The 15,709-nt window shown below is 69.9% G+C and carries 16 protein-coding genes; 3 read left to right on the forward strand and 13 right to left on the reverse strand.

The window, feature by feature from the left end; all coding sequences use genetic code 11:
* Nucleotides 1-19: 19 nt before the first annotated feature.
* Genes E1292_RS05525 through E1292_RS05545 form a run of 5 tightly spaced genes read right to left on the reverse strand, consistent with a single transcriptional unit; the run spans nucleotide 20 to nucleotide 4,885 of the window.
* Nucleotides 20-886: a carbohydrate ABC transporter permease gene (locus E1292_RS05525; protein ID WP_246089944.1), complete on the reverse strand. Its 867-nt coding sequence runs from the start codon at nucleotides 884-886 to the stop codon at nucleotides 20-22.
* Nucleotides 887-943: 57 nt separating this feature from the next.
* A complete protein-coding gene (locus E1292_RS05530; protein ID WP_132592637.1) occupies nucleotides 944-1,855 on the reverse strand; it encodes a carbohydrate ABC transporter permease in 912 nt (303 codons plus the stop codon).
* On the reverse strand, nucleotides 1,855-3,261 hold the full coding sequence (gene ngcE, locus E1292_RS05535) for an N-acetylglucosamine/diacetylchitobiose ABC transporter substrate-binding protein (RefSeq protein ID WP_132592639.1): 1,407 nt from the start codon (nucleotides 3,259-3,261) through the stop codon (nucleotides 1,855-1,857). Before ngcE ends, E1292_RS05530 begins: the two co-directional genes overlap by 1 nt.
* A gap of 19 nt (nucleotides 3,262-3,280) precedes the next feature.
* Nucleotides 3,281-4,015 carry a sugar isomerase domain-containing protein gene (locus tag E1292_RS05540; protein WP_132592641.1) on the reverse strand — a complete coding sequence of 245 codons (735 nt, stop codon included), beginning with the start codon at nucleotides 4,013-4,015 and terminating at the stop codon, nucleotides 3,281-3,283.
* Nucleotides 4,016-4,885: a MurR/RpiR family transcriptional regulator gene (locus tag E1292_RS05545; RefSeq protein ID WP_132592643.1), complete on the reverse strand. Its 870-nt coding sequence runs from the start codon at nucleotides 4,883-4,885 to the stop codon at nucleotides 4,016-4,018. It lies immediately after the preceding gene.
* Nucleotides 4,886-4,967: 82 nt separating this feature from the next.
* Between E1292_RS05545 and E1292_RS05550 the strand changes: the two genes are divergently transcribed.
* Nucleotides 4,968-6,044 carry an N-acetylglucosamine kinase gene (locus E1292_RS05550; protein WP_246089952.1) on the forward strand — a complete coding sequence of 359 codons (1,077 nt, stop codon included), beginning with the start codon at nucleotides 4,968-4,970 and terminating at the stop codon, nucleotides 6,042-6,044.
* 86 nt (nucleotides 6,045-6,130) lie between these two features.
* Complete coding sequence (locus E1292_RS05555; protein ID WP_132592647.1) at nucleotides 6,131-6,535, forward strand: winged helix-turn-helix domain-containing protein; 405 nt, start codon at nucleotides 6,131-6,133, stop codon at nucleotides 6,533-6,535.
* Here E1292_RS05555 and E1292_RS05560 read toward each other — a convergent pair.
* The 6 genes from E1292_RS05560 to E1292_RS05590 form a co-directional block, all read right to left on the reverse strand.
* Nucleotides 6,525-7,343, reverse strand: coding sequence for a carbohydrate ABC transporter permease (locus E1292_RS05560; protein WP_165974395.1), 819 nt, complete (start codon nucleotides 7,341-7,343; stop codon nucleotides 6,525-6,527). The two genes, E1292_RS05555 and E1292_RS05560, sit on opposite strands and share 11 nt — an antisense overlap.
* Entirely contained in the window at nucleotides 7,340-8,224 is an 885-nt protein-coding gene (locus E1292_RS05565; protein WP_165974396.1) for a carbohydrate ABC transporter permease, read from the reverse strand. Before E1292_RS05565 ends, E1292_RS05560 begins: the two co-directional genes overlap by 4 nt.
* Nucleotides 8,224-9,483, reverse strand: a complete 1,260-nt coding sequence (locus tag E1292_RS05575; RefSeq protein ID WP_132592653.1) for an extracellular solute-binding protein — start codon at nucleotides 9,481-9,483, stop codon at nucleotides 8,224-8,226. Before E1292_RS05575 ends, E1292_RS05565 begins: the two co-directional genes overlap by 1 nt.
* Before the next feature lie 60 nt (nucleotides 9,484-9,543).
* On the reverse strand, nucleotides 9,544-10,896 hold the full coding sequence (locus E1292_RS05580) for a cellulose binding domain-containing protein (protein WP_132592655.1): 1,353 nt from the start codon (nucleotides 10,894-10,896) through the stop codon (nucleotides 9,544-9,546).
* 77 nt (nucleotides 10,897-10,973) lie between these two features.
* Nucleotides 10,974-11,753 carry a sugar isomerase domain-containing protein gene (locus tag E1292_RS05585; protein WP_132592657.1) on the reverse strand — a complete coding sequence of 260 codons (780 nt, stop codon included), beginning with the start codon at nucleotides 11,751-11,753 and terminating at the stop codon, nucleotides 10,974-10,976.
* Nucleotides 11,750-12,649, reverse strand: coding sequence for a MurR/RpiR family transcriptional regulator (locus E1292_RS05590; protein ID WP_246089947.1), 900 nt, complete (start codon nucleotides 12,647-12,649; stop codon nucleotides 11,750-11,752). The genes E1292_RS05585 and E1292_RS05590 overlap by 4 nt, the downstream gene beginning before the upstream one ends.
* Before the next feature lie 60 nt (nucleotides 12,650-12,709).
* Between E1292_RS05590 and E1292_RS05595 the strand changes: the two genes are divergently transcribed.
* Nucleotides 12,710-13,939: an N-acetylglucosamine kinase gene (locus tag E1292_RS05595; protein WP_165974397.1), complete on the forward strand. Its 1,230-nt coding sequence runs from the start codon at nucleotides 12,710-12,712 to the stop codon at nucleotides 13,937-13,939.
* A gap of 260 nt (nucleotides 13,940-14,199) precedes the next feature.
* Here the strand turns inward: E1292_RS05595 and E1292_RS05600 are convergent, their stop codons facing one another.
* A complete protein-coding gene (locus E1292_RS05600; RefSeq protein WP_132592661.1) occupies nucleotides 14,200-15,108 on the reverse strand; it encodes a hypothetical protein in 909 nt (302 codons plus the stop codon).
* Between the two features lie 38 nt (nucleotides 15,109-15,146).
* Complete coding sequence (locus tag E1292_RS05605) at nucleotides 15,147-15,680, reverse strand: RNA polymerase sigma factor (protein WP_132592663.1); 534 nt, start codon at nucleotides 15,678-15,680, stop codon at nucleotides 15,147-15,149.
* Nucleotides 15,681-15,709 lie beyond the last annotated feature (29 nt).

The following is a 15,709-nucleotide window of genomic DNA, read 5'->3' on the forward strand; positions in this document are numbered from 1 at the left end:
ACGTCCAGCGCGGCACCGGCTACTTGAGCGCCCCCGCGGTCAGGCCGGACTGGATCTGCCGCTGGAAGACCGTGTAGACGACCAGCATGGGCAGGATGGCCAGGGTGAGGGCGGCGAACAGGGCCGCCCAGTCGGCGTCGTATCCGGCGGCGGTGGAGATGTCCGCGATGCCCTGGGTGAGCACCCACTTCTCGCGATCCTGGAGCAGGATCAGGGGGATCTGGTACTGGTTCCACTGGCCCAGGATGTTGAAGATCGTGATGCTGATGATGCCCGGTTTGGCCATCGGCAACATGATCTGGAAGAAGACCCTGGTGTGCGACGCCCCGTCCACCATCGCGGCCTCCGCGACCGCCGTCGGCAGCGTACGGAAGAAGGCGGCCAGGAAGAAGACCGTGAACGGCATCGAATAGGCGATGTAGACCAGCACCGCGCCCGCGTACGTGTTCAGGCCGATGAACTGCCCGATCACCGGCACGTTGCCCATGTTCTGCACCACGAAGAACAGCGGGGTCAGCGCCAGGAAGAACGGGAAGGCCAGGCCCGAGACGAACAACATGTAGATCGCCCGGTTGCCGCGGAACGGATAGCGCGCCAGCACGTACGCCGCCATCGAGCCGACCAGCATCGTGCCGAACGTGCTGAACGACACGACGACGAGGCTGTTGAGCATGTACTGGCCGATGCGCGCCTGCTCCCAGGCCCTGGCGAAGTTGTCCCACTGCAACGTGGCCGGCAGCGACCAGGCGTCGCCGAAGATCTCGTCCTCGCTCTTGACCGAGGCCAGGAAGGTCCAGACGATCGGCACCGTCACGAGGAGGGTCCAGATTCCCAGCGCCGCGTGCGTCAGCACGCCCATCGGCCCCAGCCGCCGCTTCCGCTCCACGCGGGCGGCGCTCCTCGAATGCGCCCCTGGGGTCGCCTGAGTCGTCGTTGCCATCTCTCAGTACTCGATTCGTTCGCGCCGCGACAGGCGCAGCGACAGGACCGCGAAGCCGACGGTGAAGAAGAACATCACCACGCCGAGGGCGGAGGCGTAGCCGAAGCGGAAGTATTCGAAGGCGTTGCGGTAGATCTCGGCCGCCATGACCGTGGTCGACCAGTCGGGCCCGCCCTGCTGGTCGGTCATCACCCAGACGATCGCGAAGACGTCCATGGCGAGGATGCCCAGATAGACCCAGGCGACCTGGACGGTGTCCCACAGCAGCGGGAGCGTGACGCGGAAGAACAGGGTGATCCGGTTGGCCCCGTCGATCTGGGCCGCCTCGAACATGTCCTTGGGGATGCTCGCCAGCCCGGCCGAGAACAGCACGACGTAGAAGCCGACCGCCTGCCAGACCAGGACGCCGAGCACCGACCAGAACGCGACGTCAGGGTCGGACAGGAACCCGACAGGGTTGAGCCCGAGCCCCATCAGCGGCCCGTTCAGCATGCCGCTGCCGTCGGGCCTGAACACCTGCTGGAAGAGCACCGCCACGATGGTGACGGCCAGGACCTGCGGGAAGAAGAAGACCACCCGGTAGAAGCCGGACCCGGGAATGCCCGACACGCCCTGCCGCCCGCCCACGTTGAGCAGGAAGGCGAAGAACAGGGCGATGACGATCGTGATCACCGGCAGCAGCACCAGCAGGGCGATGTTGTGGGTGACGGCCTTCCAGAAGACGCTGTCGCCCAGCAACCGCTGGAAGTTCTCCAACCCGATGAAATTCGGCGTGGCGGAAACGCCGCGCCAGTCGGTCATCGCGATGTAGAACGCCTGCACGTACGGCGAGATCACGTAGACCAGGTAGAGAATCACCGGGGCTGCCAGGAACGAGGTGATGAACAGCCCACGGCGATACCTGTTGAACAACATCAGCGCTTGTACTTCTTGATGGAGGAGTCGTTCTTGATCTCGTCGGCCTTCTTCTGGACGCGCTCGAGGTACGCCTTCGGGGTCAGGCCGCCCGACATGAGCTCGCCGGTGGCGGCCTTGGCCTCGTCGTTGAGCGGGCCGTACCACGCCGCCCAGCGGTAGTAGACGGCGTTCTCGCCCGCGTCGGCGACCGCCTTGGAGGCGCTCGTGACACCCGGTGAGATGTCGCGGCCCTCGCTCGCGCCCTTGACCACCGTGACCGTGGTGACCAGCTCGCTGAAGTCGCCGGCCGCCTTCTTCGACAGCATGGCGCGCAGGTATTCCATGCCGGCCTGCGGGTGGGCGCTCTTGGCGGCGACGATGAAGTTCTCGCCCGGCTGGGTGTGCAAGGTGCCGTACGGCATCGCGTCGGAGTCCGTGATGTCGGGGATCGGGAACATCGCGTACGCGAAGTCGTCCGGCGTGGTGGTCTTCTGCTCGTTCTCCAGCCACGAGCCGCAGGGCAGCATGGCCACCTGGTTCTTGTTCTGGGCGGTCTGCGTCTGCACGTGGTCGAGGCCGGCGGTGCCCTGCATGAGGTATTTGGAGCCCACCTCGGCCCAGTGCTCGGCGGCGGTCAGCATGGGCTCGGCGGTCCAGGCGCCGTCTTCCAGGTTGTCGATGTTGACCAGCACGTCGTTGCCGCCGATCTTCGCGGCCATGGTGAGCAGCGGCTCGTACAGGTACTGCGGGTGCTTGCCGGCGTAGGTGAAGGGCGCCATCTTGCCCGACTTCTTGATGGTCTCGCACAGCGCGAGGAACTCATCCCAGGTCTTCGGGACCTCCCACCCGTTGTCCTTGAAGACCTTCTGCGAATACCAGATGCCGTGGATGTAGTTGACGTAGCCGAGGACGCTGAACTTGCCGTCGTACGTGCCGATGTCGATCACCGACTGGTCCAGCAGGTCGCGCACCTTGACGTTGGGGTCGTCCCACGAGGGCGCGTCGAGCAGCGGCGTCAGGTCCTGGAGCTGGCCGTCCTGGGCGAGGGCGCCGAAGTCCATGGCGTTGGCGCCGGAGTTGTCGATCACCTCAGGAGGGTTTCCACCGGCGAAGCGCGGCTGGAGGACCTTGGTGATCTCCTTGGTGGAGTTGTGCTTGATCTCGACTTTCGCGTACTTGCTCTTGAACAGCGGCTGGTGGATGTCCGTGGCATAGGCCTGACCGAAACCGCCGTCGAAGATCCACACCTCGAGGGGCTTGTCGCCCACGCCGAACGGGTTGGCCGCGCTGGTGGCGGCCGGCGCCGCCGAGGAGGGCGCGGGTTGGGCGGCGGGGGTAGCGCACGCGGCGAGCGCGCCCGCGACGGGCACGAGAGCGGCACCGCGAAGAAGCTCGCGCCTGGTGATATGGGGGGTGTTGGGCATGGTTACTGCTCCTGACCTTTCATGCTCCGCGCCGGATGCGCCCTGCGTAGCGGCTCTCCAGCGCCTTGTTGTGCTCGTCCCCGCCCGCCACGTTGGCCGACAGGTAGATAGGAGGCGTCTCGCCCATGGCCACGAGCTCGTCCACCGCCTCGGTGACCACCATCTGCGCGAGCAGCGCGGAGGTGATCGTGGACACCGCGCCGTAGCTGCCCCCTCCTGGTAGGTCGAGGAGAGCGTCGCCGTACGGCGCGCCGTTGTCCAGCACGACGTCGGCCAGGTCGAGCAGCTTGCTGCCCGACGGGTGGCGCGAGGTCATCTGGGTGCTGTGCTTGACCGAGGTCAGCGCGATCAGGGGGTGGCCCTGGTCCTTGACGATACTCGCCAGCTCGACGACCGTGCCGTTCACGCCCGAGCTGGAGATCAGCACGAACACGTCCTGCGGCGCGACCGGCGCCAGGTCGTAGATCTGCCGCGCGACGGCAGGGTCGCGCTCCAGCTCCGGGGTCAGCACGCCGGGCGGCTGACCGCCGTACAGGACGAGGTCTCTCGGCGTGAGGCGGTTGCTCGGGACGAGGCCGCCGGCCCGTCCGGCGATCTCCATGGCGATGGCCTCGGAGTGCCCGGAGCCGAAGGCGTTGACCACGCCGTCCGCCCTGAGCGAAGGCACGAGCAGCGCCGCCGCCTTCCGCACCGGCTCGGCCTGGCTCTCCGCGACCTGGTGCGCCAGATCGAGAACCCTGTCTGCGTACGTCATCTAGCCTCTCTCCACCCGATGGCTTTCCACGGCGCTGATCGTTCGCTCGAACGCCTCGTTGGTCCGTTCGTACGTGCTCTGGGCGATCGCCACGTAGACGGCGTCCAGCACGAACAGTTGCGAGTGGACGGCGGCCAGCCCGCCGAGCCGGAACGTGGTCTCCCTGCTGGCGGTGGTCAGCACCAGCTCGGCCAGCTCGGCCAGCGGGGAACGGGCGAAAGAGGTGACGGCGACCGTCAGCGCGCCGTGGCTGCCGGCCTCGGCCAGCGCCTCCATGACCTCGCGGGTGCGGCCCCTGTGGCTGATGCCGACGGCCACGTCGCCTTCCTTGAGCAGCGCCGCCTCCGACAGCGCCACGTGGGCGTCTCCCGCGCTCCAGCAGGGGACGCCGATGCGGCGCAGCCGGCCTTCGAACATGGTGGCGACGTTACCGCTGGTGGAGACGCCGACGAGGAGGACGCGCGGGGCGGCCACGATGGCCGCGGCCACCTGGGCGACCACGTCGAGGTCGAGCTGCGCGGCGGTGTCCTGGATCAGCCGGACGTCGGCGGCGGCCATCACCTCGATGGCCGCGTCGAGCGGGTCGTCGGGGCCGATCTCGTGCCCGACGCCCGCGCCCCAGCCCGCCTGCGCCGCCCGCCCGGTCTCGGTGGCGAGGGCGACCCGCAGCTCGGCGTAACCGGAGAAGCCGAACGCCCGGCAGAACCTGGTCACGGTGGCGGGCGAGCTGCCGGCGCGCTCGGCCAGCGCGATGATGGTCGACCGCGCGGCCTCCGCCGGGTCGCCGAGTATCACCTCGCCCACCCTGCGCAGTGCCTCCGGCAAACCGGGTAGCTCTGTTTCGACGCGCCCTAGCGCTCCTGAAGTCACGAATATTCCTTCCGAATACTCGGTCTTCTGGCGAAAATTATTCTTGCTTCCTGGCCACGTCAAGCCCCAGACTCAGTCCGTGATGCAATCGCTAGTCGTCGGTGTCGATGCCGGAGCCACCTCCACGCGGGTCGCCGTTCACACGCTCGACGGCACGCGGGTGGGCTACGCCCGGGCGGGCGCGGGCAATCCGACCGCCCACGGGCTGGCCAAGGCGGTGTCGGCGATCGAGACCGCGCTCGGGCAGGCGCTCGGCTCCCTCGACGGGTCGCGGGTGGTCGCCTCGCTGGCCGGGGTCGCGGGGCACGTCGAGGAGATGGTGCCCGCGCTGGCGAAGGTCTGGGCCGGGCACGGCGTCGCCGCGGGGCCGCGTTACATGGGCGACGTGCCGATCGCCTACGCCGCGGGGTCGCCCGAACCGGACGGCTCGCTGCTGCTGTCGGGCACGGGCGCGGTCGCGGCCAGGATCGCCGGGTTCGAGCTCGGCGTGGTCGCCGACGGGCTGGGATGGTTGCTGGGCGACGCGGGCTCGGGCTTCTGGATCGGCCGCGAGGCCGCCAGGGCGGTGGTCGACGCCTTCGACCGCGGCCTGCCGGTCACGACCCTGGACCGCACGGCGACGGACGCGGACCGCGATCCCGCTCCCCGCTCGGGAGCTGATCGAGATCCCGCTCCTGGCACGAAGGCGGACCGCGATCCCGCTCCTGGCGCGGGCGGCGCTGCGGCCGGGAGCGGTCTGCTCGTCGCTCTCGTCGGCGAGCACTTCCTCGGCGACGAGCGGCCCGCCGCGCCGCGCGCCGTCGCCGACCGCATCGTACGCCTGGCGCAGGCCGACCACATGCGCCTGGCGGAGCTCTCCTCGCTGGTCAGCCGGGCCGCGTCGGAAGGCGACCCGCTGGCCGCCGGAATCGTGCGCGAGGCGGCCGGCCACCTGGTCGCCACGCTGAGAAGGGTGCACACGTCGGGGCCCGTGGTGCTCGCCGGCAGCGTGCTGACCAGCCCTGGGCCGGTGCGCCAGGCCGTGACGGAGCTGCTCGCGGGCGAGCAGGTCAAGACGGCGGGTGAGGCGGCCGGTGCGGCAGCCTGGCTGGCGGCCCGCGACCTGCTCCCGGAGCCCGACGCCAAGGCCCTGCACGCCGCCTTCACCACCACCCTCTGACGGGGGCACCACGGGCTCAAGGTGTCGGTTCTTCAGCCGCAGGGGTGATCAGATCTTCTTGACGACGATCGAGTCGGGGCGGGGAGTTGCGGACCGGCGAACCCGTGCCGAGCGAGGCGGACCTGGAGGCGGAGTTCGACATCGCGCGCAGCACCGCGCGCAACGTCGCCCGGGAGCTTCGCCGACGGCGGCTCGCCCATACCGTTCGGGGCGAGGGCACCTTCGTCGGGCCCGCCGGCGTGCCACGTGAAAAGCCGACGAGAGCCAAGTATGCGATCATCGCCGATGACCTGGCCGTGCGCATCAGACGCGGCGAACTCCGTCCCAACAGGGCGATCCCCAGTGAGCAGGTGCTGATGCGGCAGTACGGCGTCGCCAAGGTCACGGCCCGGCTGGCCGTCTCGCGGCTGCGGGAACAGCGGTGGGTCGTCACGGTGCCGCACCGGGGAACCTACGTGTGCGATCCGGCGCGATGGCCCGTCAGCCCTTGACCGCGCCCGCCGTCATCCCGGTGCCGACGCGGCGCTGCAGGAAGAGGAAGAGCAGCAGCGCGGGCAGCGCGAACAGGCTGGCGGCGGCCATGGTGGCGCCCCAGTCGGTGCCGAACACGTCACGGAACGACGACAGCCACACCGGCAGCGTGCGCTTGTCCTGGTCCTTGATGATCAGCACGTTCACGAACGCGAACTCGTTCCACGCCGTGATGAACCCGAACAGCGAGGTCGCCATCAGCCCCGGCGCCAGCAGCGGGAAGATCACCCGCCGGAAGGCGACCAGCCGGCTGCAGCCGTCCACCTGCGCGGCCTCCTCCAGCTCCGGCGGGATCGCGGAGAGGAACCCGCGCAGCGTCACGATCGTGAACGGCAGCGTGATCATGAAGTAGACGCCGGTCAGCATGGCCAGCGAGTCGAGCAGGTCGGTGTCCCTGGCGATGATGAACACCGGCACCAGCAGCGCCTCCCACGGCGCCATCTGCGCCGCGAACACCGCCACCACGAACGCGCTCCGCCCGCGCCAGCGCATCCTGGTCATCGCGAACGCCGCCAGCAGCGCCACCACCAGCGCGATCAGCACCGCCGCGACCGTCACCAGCAGGCTGTTGCGCCAGTAGGTCCAGAACCCCGGCGCGCTGACCGCGGTGACGAAGTGTTCCAGCGTCGGATCGGCGGGCCAGAACGTCGGCGTGGCCGCCTGGATGTCCCGGGTCGGCTTGAACGCGGTCAGGAACATCCAGTAGACCGGGAAGACCGTCGTCACGAGCACGGCGACCGCCGTCGCGTTGAGCGCGAGACGTTTCACGAGCGCACCATCCTTCGCAGGTTGCTGACCAGGGCGACGGCGAGGATCACGACCGTGAGCATGGCGACCGCCGAGCCCAGGTCGTAACGGTGCAGCACTCGGGCGATCTTGAACGCGTAGACCGGCAGGGTGGTGGTGGCGTCGTCGGGGCCGCCCTGGCTGAGCACCCAGATCTGCGGGAAACACTTGGCCACCCAGATCACCTCGAGCGAGGCGATCAGCGCGAACAGTTGCCTGAGCATCGGCACGGTGATCTTCCAGAACACCTGCCAGCCGTTGCCGCCGTCGATCCGCGCCGACTCGTACAACTCCGCCGGGATCGTGGTGAGGCCCGCGTACAGGGTGAGCGCGGCGAACGGGACCGACTGCCACACGACCAGGATCACGAGTACGGCGAACGTGGCCGTGCCGTCGGCGAACCAGGTGTAGCCCTGGAAGGAGTCGAAGCCGAGGGTGACCAGCAGCCAGTTGACCACGCCCAACTCCGACTGGAACAACCACTGGAAGATCGTGGTCGCCGCGATGATCGGGGTGGCCCAGGCCAGGGCCAGGGCGCTCATCACGGCCAGGCGCAGGCCGCGGCGCAGGCGTACGAGCATGAGGGCGACGCCGGTGGACAGGACGACGATGAGCACCACGTTGATCGCGGTCCACGCGACGGTGCGCCACACCACCTGCCAGAACTCCGTGCCGCCCAGCAGTTCGGCGTAGTTCTCCAGGCCGACGAGGGTGGCGCCGCCCCTGATCAGCTCGCCCATGCGGAAGTGCTGGAACGAGATCACCGCCGCCTTGAGCATGGGATAGAGCAGGAGGAAGGCCCCGCCTGCCACCGTGGGGGCGATGAGCAGGAAGGGCCAGAACGAGCGGTGTCCAGCCCGCATCAGGATCCGCTGTTCAGCGTCGTGGTGATCGACTCGGAGACCTTCTTCGCCTCCGCCGCCGGGTCGGCGCCGGTGAGCACGGCGGTCATGTACTGCTTGATCACCGAGGTGGCCTCGACGGCGGCCCAGTTGGGGGTGTTCGGGGTGGCCCGGCCGTTGGCCGCGCCGACGGCCATCGCGGCGGTGCCCTCGTCACCCGACAGCACGCCGGCCAGCGAGGTGCGGTTGGGGACGAAGCTCATCGTCGTGGCCAGCTCTTTCTGGAACTTCTCTCCGGCCAGGGCCTTGACCAGTTCGTACGCCTCATCCTGGTGCTGCGAGGCGACCGGGATGATCAGGTCGGAGCCGCCCGTGAAGACCGTGCCGGGTTTGTCGGCGGTCTTGCCCGGGATGGGGAAGAAGCCCATCTTGTCCTTCAGCTGGTCGTCCACCTCCAGCACGCGGGCGGCGACGCCGGGGACGGCGATGATCTGCGCGACCTTGCCCTGCGCGAACACCTCGTGCTGCGGCGGGTTGGCCTCGTCGGCGTCCTTGGGGCCCTTGCCGAGGGCCTGGAGTCGCTGGTAGAAGTCCATGCCGGCCCGGGCCTGCGGGGTGTCGAGGGCGCCCTTCCACCGGCCGCCCTCCTGGACGGCCAGGTCGCCGCCCTCGTCCCAGATGAATCCGGCGAGCGCGTACCAGGTCTGGCCGGTCAGATAGATGCCCTGGTTGCCACCTTTATTGAGCTTTGTCGTGATATCTAGCCACTCATCGCGGGTTTTCGGGGGCTCCTTGATGCCGGCCTCGGCGAACAGGTCCTTGTTGTAGACGACCACGCGGTTGGCGGCGTACCAGGGGATCCCGTACTGCTTGCCGTCGATGTTGCCCGGCTGGGCCAGCCCCGGCAGCCAGTCCTCGCCCTTGAGGTCGGCGATCTTGGCGGTCAGGTCCGTGACGCCGCCGCTGGACGAGTACTGGGCGACCTGGGTGTTGCCCACCTCGATCACGTCGGGCGCGTCGGTGCTGGCCAGGGCCGCGGTGACGCGCTCGCCGATGCCGTCCCAGGCCTGGATCTGGATGTCGAGGTCGACACCCTTGTGCGCGTCCTCGTGCTCGGTCTCGAACTTCTTCAGCAGCTCCTGCGTGACGCTGCCGTCCATGATCCAGACGGTCAGCTTCGCCGGGGCGCCGCTCGCCGCCGCCCCGGTCTCCGGCTCTGCGCCGGTGCCGCACGCGCCGACCGCGAGCACGGCCGCCAGGGCAAGGATGCGGTACTTCATGGTGTTCCTTCTGGGGCTGGGGGGTGGGACCCGCGCCCGCCGGGCGGGCGCGGGGCGCGGTCACACGTTGGGGACGGTGTCCTTGAACGCGGTGCCGGACGAGCGCAGCGAGCCGACCCGGCTCTGCACCTCGGCGGGCGAGAGGACCTCGTTCTTGCTGTGGAAGACGTAGTCGACCTGCTGGCGGTACGTACGGGTGCCCGTCGTTCCCTGGAGATCGATGAACCACTGGTTGAACATGATCCACATCGGGGTCTCGGGGTAGTAGATGTCACCGTGGTCGGCGAAGAGCCGGCCGTCCACGTAGTACTTCATCCGGCCGCCGGAGACCTGGATGACGAGGTCGTGCCAGCCGGCGAAGCTGGCGCGCTCCTCCGTGTGGGTGTTCACGGCCTGCCAGGGCTCGCCCTGGTAGGTCTCCCAGCTGGTGGCGTAGAGGATGTTGGCCGGCTCGCCCCAGCCGCCGTTCGGCAGGTATTCGAAGTCCAGCTCGCCGTAGTCGGGGTCGAGGTTGAAGCGCAGCGGGGTGATGGTGAAGAACGTCTGCACCACGTGCTCGCCGTCGGGGCCGCTGGTCGGCGCGTCGCTGAAGCGCACGCGGGCGGCGTACGTGCCCTCGTGGAACTTGCGGTTGGCGGTGGACAGCTCGGTCTGCACGGTGCCCGAGGGGGTGCCGTTCGTCGAGGAGTCGAGCGTCAGCAGGCCGCCGGGGAACGAGACCGCGCCGGGCGACCAGGTGGCGCCGGGCACGCCGGGGCCTCCCGAGCTGCCGCGGACCGTCCAGCCGCGCTGGGCGAGCCGAGGGTCGTTCGAGCCCGTGTAGGTGAAGTCGTCGAACAGCTCGCCGCCCGGCCCCGGGGGCACGGTGGGCGTGACGGTGGGGTCGGGGTCGCTGCCGTTGGGCTTGCCCCAGGAAAGCGTGCCGTTGACGTAGACGGCGACCTTGTCCCAGTTCGAGTAGCTGGTCTGAGGGCCGTAGGAGTAGTCGTCGCCCTGCGTGAACGTCTGCCAGTCCGAGCGGTAGAAGCGCAGCTGCAGGTCGCCGGTGGTGCGGCCGGGGGCCAGGCTGCCCGAGGTGAAGCCCACCTCCAGGTACTGGTCGGCGCCCGACTGGCGGACGAACTGGCCGGTCACCGTCGAACATCCCACGACCGCCCAGGAGCAGGCGAAGCGGTAGGTCTCGCTGCCGGTGAGGTAGTAGCGGATCTTGACCTGGTTGAGCGGGATCGTGGTGGTGCCGTCGTTGAAGAGCTGGAGCCAGGGCTCGGCCTGGGCCGTGGTGGCGCCGGGCGCGCTGGTGCGGTACTGGAGGCGGACGGCCTGGTCGGCGTTGGCGGGCGCGACCAGGGCGACGGCGACGAGGAGAGCGGGGATGGCTAAGGAGAGCAGGACTTTACCGAAATTTCGGGACATGACTGGGGTTCTCCTTGATTCGACGGGTCCCCCGACTGTCGTGCGGTGCCGAAGAGCAACGGTGGGTGCGGCGCGGGTCAGGCGCCGCGGCGGATGCGGCCCGCGTACAGCGCCTCCAGGCGGAGGTTGTGCGCGTCGCCCTCGGGGACGTTGGCCGAGAGGTAGACCGGTGGCACTTCACCGGCTTCGAGCAGGTTGCTGACGGTCTGGGCCACGACGAGCTGGGCCAGCAGTGCCGAGGTGATCGTGGAGACCGCGCCGATGGATGCGGGCGCTGTGGAGCCTCCGCCGGACGGGGGCAGGGGAAGGACCGCGTCGCCGTAGGGGGCGTGGTTGTCGAGGACGACGTCGGCCAGGTCGGCGAGCCGGCGGCCCGAGGGATGGCGGGACGCGACGGCTTCGCTGTGGGCGCGCGAGGTGATCGCGATCAGGTCGTGACCGCGCTCCTTGACGAGCGTGGCCAGCTCGACGACCACGCCGTTGACGCCCGAGTTGGAGATGATGACGAACAGGTCGTGCTCCTGGACGGGGGCCAGGTCGAGGATGGTGCGGGCGATGGCGGGGTCGCGTTCGAGGTCGTAGCGGTCGAGCTCGGCTCTGGGGGCGTCGCCGTACAGGACGATGTCACGCAGCGCGAGCCGGTTGGTGGGCACGAGGCCGCCCGCGCGGCCGGCGATCTCCATGGCGACCGCCTCCGAGTGACCCGACCCGAACGCCTGGATCACGCCTCCCGCGGTCAGCGCCTTGGTGAAGAGGCCGGCAGCCCGCGAGATCTCCGGATCCTTCGGGACCACCTGGACGAGGTGCGCGATGTGCTCGGCGAAAGCCTGCGGGGCGACTCGCTGGTTGACCGTCATATATCCCCTTCTGCTGAGCCTGGTCCTGTCAGGCCCTGTTCTGGTAGTCGGTGTCCGGCCACGGCCCGCACGGTGACGTCGAACGCCTGCTTCGTACGTTCGTACGTGCGCTGGGCGACCGACACGTAGACGACATCGAGGACGAGCAGCTGCGAGTGGATCGCGGCGAACCCCTCGGACCTGTAGCTCGTCGCGCGGCTCGCCGTCGTCAGCACCAGCTCGGCCACCTCGGCCAGCGGCGACCTCGGCTGCGAGGTGACGGCCACGGTGATCGCGCCATGGCTGCCCGACTCCGCGAGCACCTCGATGACCTCGCGCGTCCGGCCGCTGTGGGAGATGCCGATCGCCACGTCGCCCTGGCCGAGCAGCGCCGCGTCCGTCAGCGCGGTGTGGGCGTCGGACCTGCTCCAGGTCGGCACCCGCATGCGCTGCAGCCGGTATTCCATCTCGCTGGCGACGGCCGCGCTGCTCGACACCCCGAACAGCAGCACCCGCCCGGCCCTGGCCACGGCCTGCGCGACCTTCTCCACCACGGCCAGGTCGAGCTGGTCGCCGGTCTCCTGGATCAGGCGGATGTCGTTGCCCGACACGACGCTCAGCACACGGTCGAGACTGTCGTCGGGCAGGATCTCGCGGCCGATGTCGGTCTGCCACGTCTGCTGCGCCACCCGGCCGGTCTCGGTGGCGACGGCCACCCTCAGCTCGGCGTAGCCGGTGAAGCCGAGGGCACGGCAGAATCGGGTGATCGTGGCGGTGGACGTGGCACTCCGCTCGGCCAGGTCGACGATGGTCAGCCGGGCCGCCTCCGCCGGGGCGGCGAGAATCGCATCGGCCACCTTGCGCAGCGCCTCGGGCATGTCGTGCTGCTCGGCCCTGATGCGGCTCAGTAGTTCCACGCGGTGATAATTATGCTCAACACCTGGTGCCGTCAAGGTGTTTCGGCAATAATTTTTGACATGCACCTGGTTCTGGGCGTCGACGCCGGCGGCACCTCGTCACGGGCCGCGCTGTTCACGCTGGACGGCACGCTGGTGGGCCGCGGGCAGGCGGGCGGCGCCAATCCGGGGGCACTCGGCATGGACACCGCCGCCGCCAACCTCACCGCCGCCGTACGCGCTGCCCTGGAGCCCGGCTCGGCGCAACTCCCGGGCACGGGCGCGGGCACGGTCGTCGGCGTGGTCGTGGGCTTGGCCGGCAACCCCGCGCTCTGCGCGACGCTGGCCGAGCGCGTCTTCTGCGCCCTCCTGCCCGGGGCGCATCTCACCGGCGAGCCGGGCGTTCCCGGAGCCACGCCGGTACGGGTGATGGGGGACATCGTGACCGCCTTCGCCGCCGGCACCCCCTCACCGTCGGGCACCGTGCTCATCTCCGGGACGGGGGCGATCGCAGCCAAGATCGTCGACCACGCTCCCGCCGGCACCGCCGACGGGTACGGCTGGCTGCTCGGCGACGAGGGCTCGGCCTTCTGGATCGGCCGCGCCGCCGCCCGCGCCACCATCCGCGCCCTCACCACCCCGCGCCCCTCCCCCACCAGGTCGGGCGTTGATCTGGTACGCGACCACGAGCCGAACGGCACGGCGCACCGCCCAGAGCCGGGTCGCAACGAGACGGGCGGCGGCCGCGAGCCAGGCGACTCCGAGGCGGACGGCTGCAGGTCGGTGTGTGGCGAAGGTGGCGACCGCGAGGCGGGCGTCCGCGGAGCGGGTGAGAACGAAGCCGGCGTCCGCGGAGCGGGTGGGGGTGGGCGGTGCGGTGGCTGGGCTGGTTCGGGGTTGTTGGTGAAGATGGTTCTGCGGCGGCTGCTGCCGGATGGCCCAGGTGGTGACCCGGGGGCGCGGCTGGCCGCCGCGGTGCATGCTCGGCCGCCCCTCGCGCTTGCCAAGCTGGCGCCGCTGGTGAGCGAGGCGGCCATGGGGGGCGATCCGGTGGCGGTGTCCATCGTGGCCGAGGCCGCGTCCAGGCTGGCGAACTCCGCCTCCCGGGTGCACGAGCCGGGCCTGCCCCTCGTGCTCGCCGGTGGTGTGCTCACGGCGGAAGGCCCCGTACGCGATGCCGTACGGGGCCTTCTGGAGGGTGCGGTCACGGCGGGGGATCCGGCGGGGGCGGCGGCGTGGCTGGCCGCACGGCCCCTCCTGGGACCGCGGGCGTCCGATGAGCTCCATCACCGTTTCACCCGGCCCGGTTGAGCCCGTCGCTCCCGTTCACGCGTCCCGGTTGTCCACGCCACTCCCACACCCTGGTTGCGCGCCATCCCCGCCGCACAGCCGGTTCAGGCGACACCCCCGTTCACATCCCGGTCAGGCGCGCCTCCCCGTTCACGTCCTCGTCGGGCGCCGTCCCCGGTCCACGTCGGGTCCGGCGCTCCCGGCTGGGACGTGTGGGCCTGTGCGGGTTGAACAACTGCCGATACAACTCCGTCAACGGTAGGTGTGGCTCCGGAGTCCGGTCAGGCGGGTGCGGTGGGGTTTCTCGGCAGGCGTTCGCGGGTCACGAGCAGGCGCAGCACCCCGGCCTGCTCTGATTCCGCCCTCCAGACGATCCAGTCGTCGCCGACCTTGGCCCGCCGCCGCTCCGGTTCGATCCGGTAGCCGGTGTAGTCGGGTGAGGGGGTGATGACCTGGAACGCCGTCTTCAGGCCGCGATCGCGGGCTTCGGCACGTACCTCTCCCACGGTCTTCTCGGCGGGATCGTAGCCTTCGAGCATCTCGCCCTCGGCCGTCGCCGATCCCCGGTTCTGGTACTTCTCCCCCGGCCGGGCCGGTCGGCCGAGTTTGACGACGGCGCCACCGGTGAAGTCGCTTTCCACGATGACGGTCATCGCGCAGCCGTCCTGCCCGAGCGTGCAGCCCGCCGGCGCACTGCCCGAACCGAAGGGGAGCTGGTTAGGATGGCTGACCTTGGGATGGCCGTGCGTGCGCCAGCCCGTGACCTTGCCCACCTGGGACGGCGATGAGGGCACGAGCTGCAGCCGCACGTCCAGGCCCACTGCCTTGAACCCCTTGGTGTACTCGGCGTACTCGGCGAGTGGGTCCTTGATGGTGGCGACGTACTGGTCGCCGCGCAGTTCGATGTCGATGGCGGAGCTGGCGTAGGAGGTGGCGGTACCCCCGACGACGGCCGGACCGATGACGGCGGCGGCGGCGAGGCCCGCGACGGCCACGCCGCCTGCGGCCAGGCGGCGGGTTCGGCTGCGGAACAGGCCGCCCCTGGTGGGGGGAACAACCGTCGCGTCGCTCGTGACGATTTCGAGGGCTTCCCCGGTGATCGAGGTGAGGAGCGTCCGCGCCCCCGCGCCGGAGGCCTGTCCTCGCAGGTTCTCGTCGCGGATCCGGGCGAGCTGCTGCAGATCGTTCATCGATCCGTCCCTTTCGCTGAAGTACGTACGGGGAGAGGTCACAGCGACTCCATGACGACGCCGGCGACGGAGACGCCGGCACCGGCCAGCGCCTTGGACAGGCGCTTGCGCGCCCGGTAGAGCCGGATGCGTACGGCGTTGCGCGAGCAGCCGAGGACTTCGGCGATCTCCCCGTGGTCGAGGCCCTCCCAGGCGACGAGCGAGATCAGCTCGCGGTCGTCGTCGGGCAGTTCGCGCAAGGCCCGCGCGATCGTGCTGAGCTCGACGCCGCTCTCGGGCGAGTGGCCGTAGAGGTCGGCGATCTCGGTGTCGAGCTCCGCGTTCCCGTGCCGGTGTCTGGCCTGGCCACGGCGGTGGTTGGCCAGCACGTTCCTGGCCACTCCGTACAGCCAGAGCGGGGCCTGCTCGCCGGGCGGCAGGGCGTCGATCCGGCGCCATACGATGGCGAAGGTCTCGGCGACCACGTCCGCCGCGTCCTCGGGAGAGTCGCAGCGGCGTACGGCATAGCCGAGTATGCGTTCGTAGGTTTCCTTGTAGACGGCCTCGAACCGGCTTTTCCGGTCGTCATCCACGGGCGGATCCCATGGTCCGCCTCCTCGGA

The sequence above is a fragment of the Nonomuraea deserti genome, from assembly GCF_004348685.1.
GTDB lineage: Bacteria > Actinomycetota > Actinomycetes > Streptosporangiales > Streptosporangiaceae > Nonomuraea > Nonomuraea deserti.

Coding starts and splice junctions, on each gene's coding strand:
- E1292_RS05595 (WP_165974397.1), top strand. CDS start 12,710: ATGCACCTGGTTCTGGGCGTCGACGCCGGCGGCACCTCGTCACGGGCC.
- E1292_RS05600 (WP_132592661.1), bottom strand. CDS start 15,108: ATGAACGATCTGCAGCAGCTCGCCCGGATCCGCGACGAGAACCTGCGA.
- E1292_RS05565 (WP_165974396.1), bottom strand. CDS start 8,224: ATGCGGGCTGGACACCGCTCGTTCTGGCCCTTCCTGCTCATCGCCCCC.
- E1292_RS05540 (WP_132592641.1), bottom strand. CDS start 4,015: ATGACGTACGCAGACAGGGTTCTCGATCTGGCGCACCAGGTCGCGGAG.
- E1292_RS05580 (WP_132592655.1), bottom strand. CDS start 10,896: ATGTCCCGAAATTTCGGTAAAGTCCTGCTCTCCTTAGCCATCCCCGCT.
- E1292_RS05530 (WP_132592637.1), bottom strand. CDS start 1,855: ATGTTGTTCAACAGGTATCGCCGTGGGCTGTTCATCACCTCGTTCCTG.
- ngcE (WP_132592639.1), bottom strand. CDS start 3,261: ATGCCCAACACCCCCCATATCACCAGGCGCGAGCTTCTTCGCGGTGCC.
- E1292_RS05550 (WP_246089952.1), top strand. CDS start 4,968: ATGCAATCGCTAGTCGTCGGTGTCGATGCCGGAGCCACCTCCACGCGG.
- E1292_RS05575 (WP_132592653.1), bottom strand. CDS start 9,483: ATGAAGTACCGCATCCTTGCCCTGGCGGCCGTGCTCGCGGTCGGCGCG.
- E1292_RS05585 (WP_132592657.1), bottom strand. CDS start 11,753: ATGACGGTCAACCAGCGAGTCGCCCCGCAGGCTTTCGCCGAGCACATC.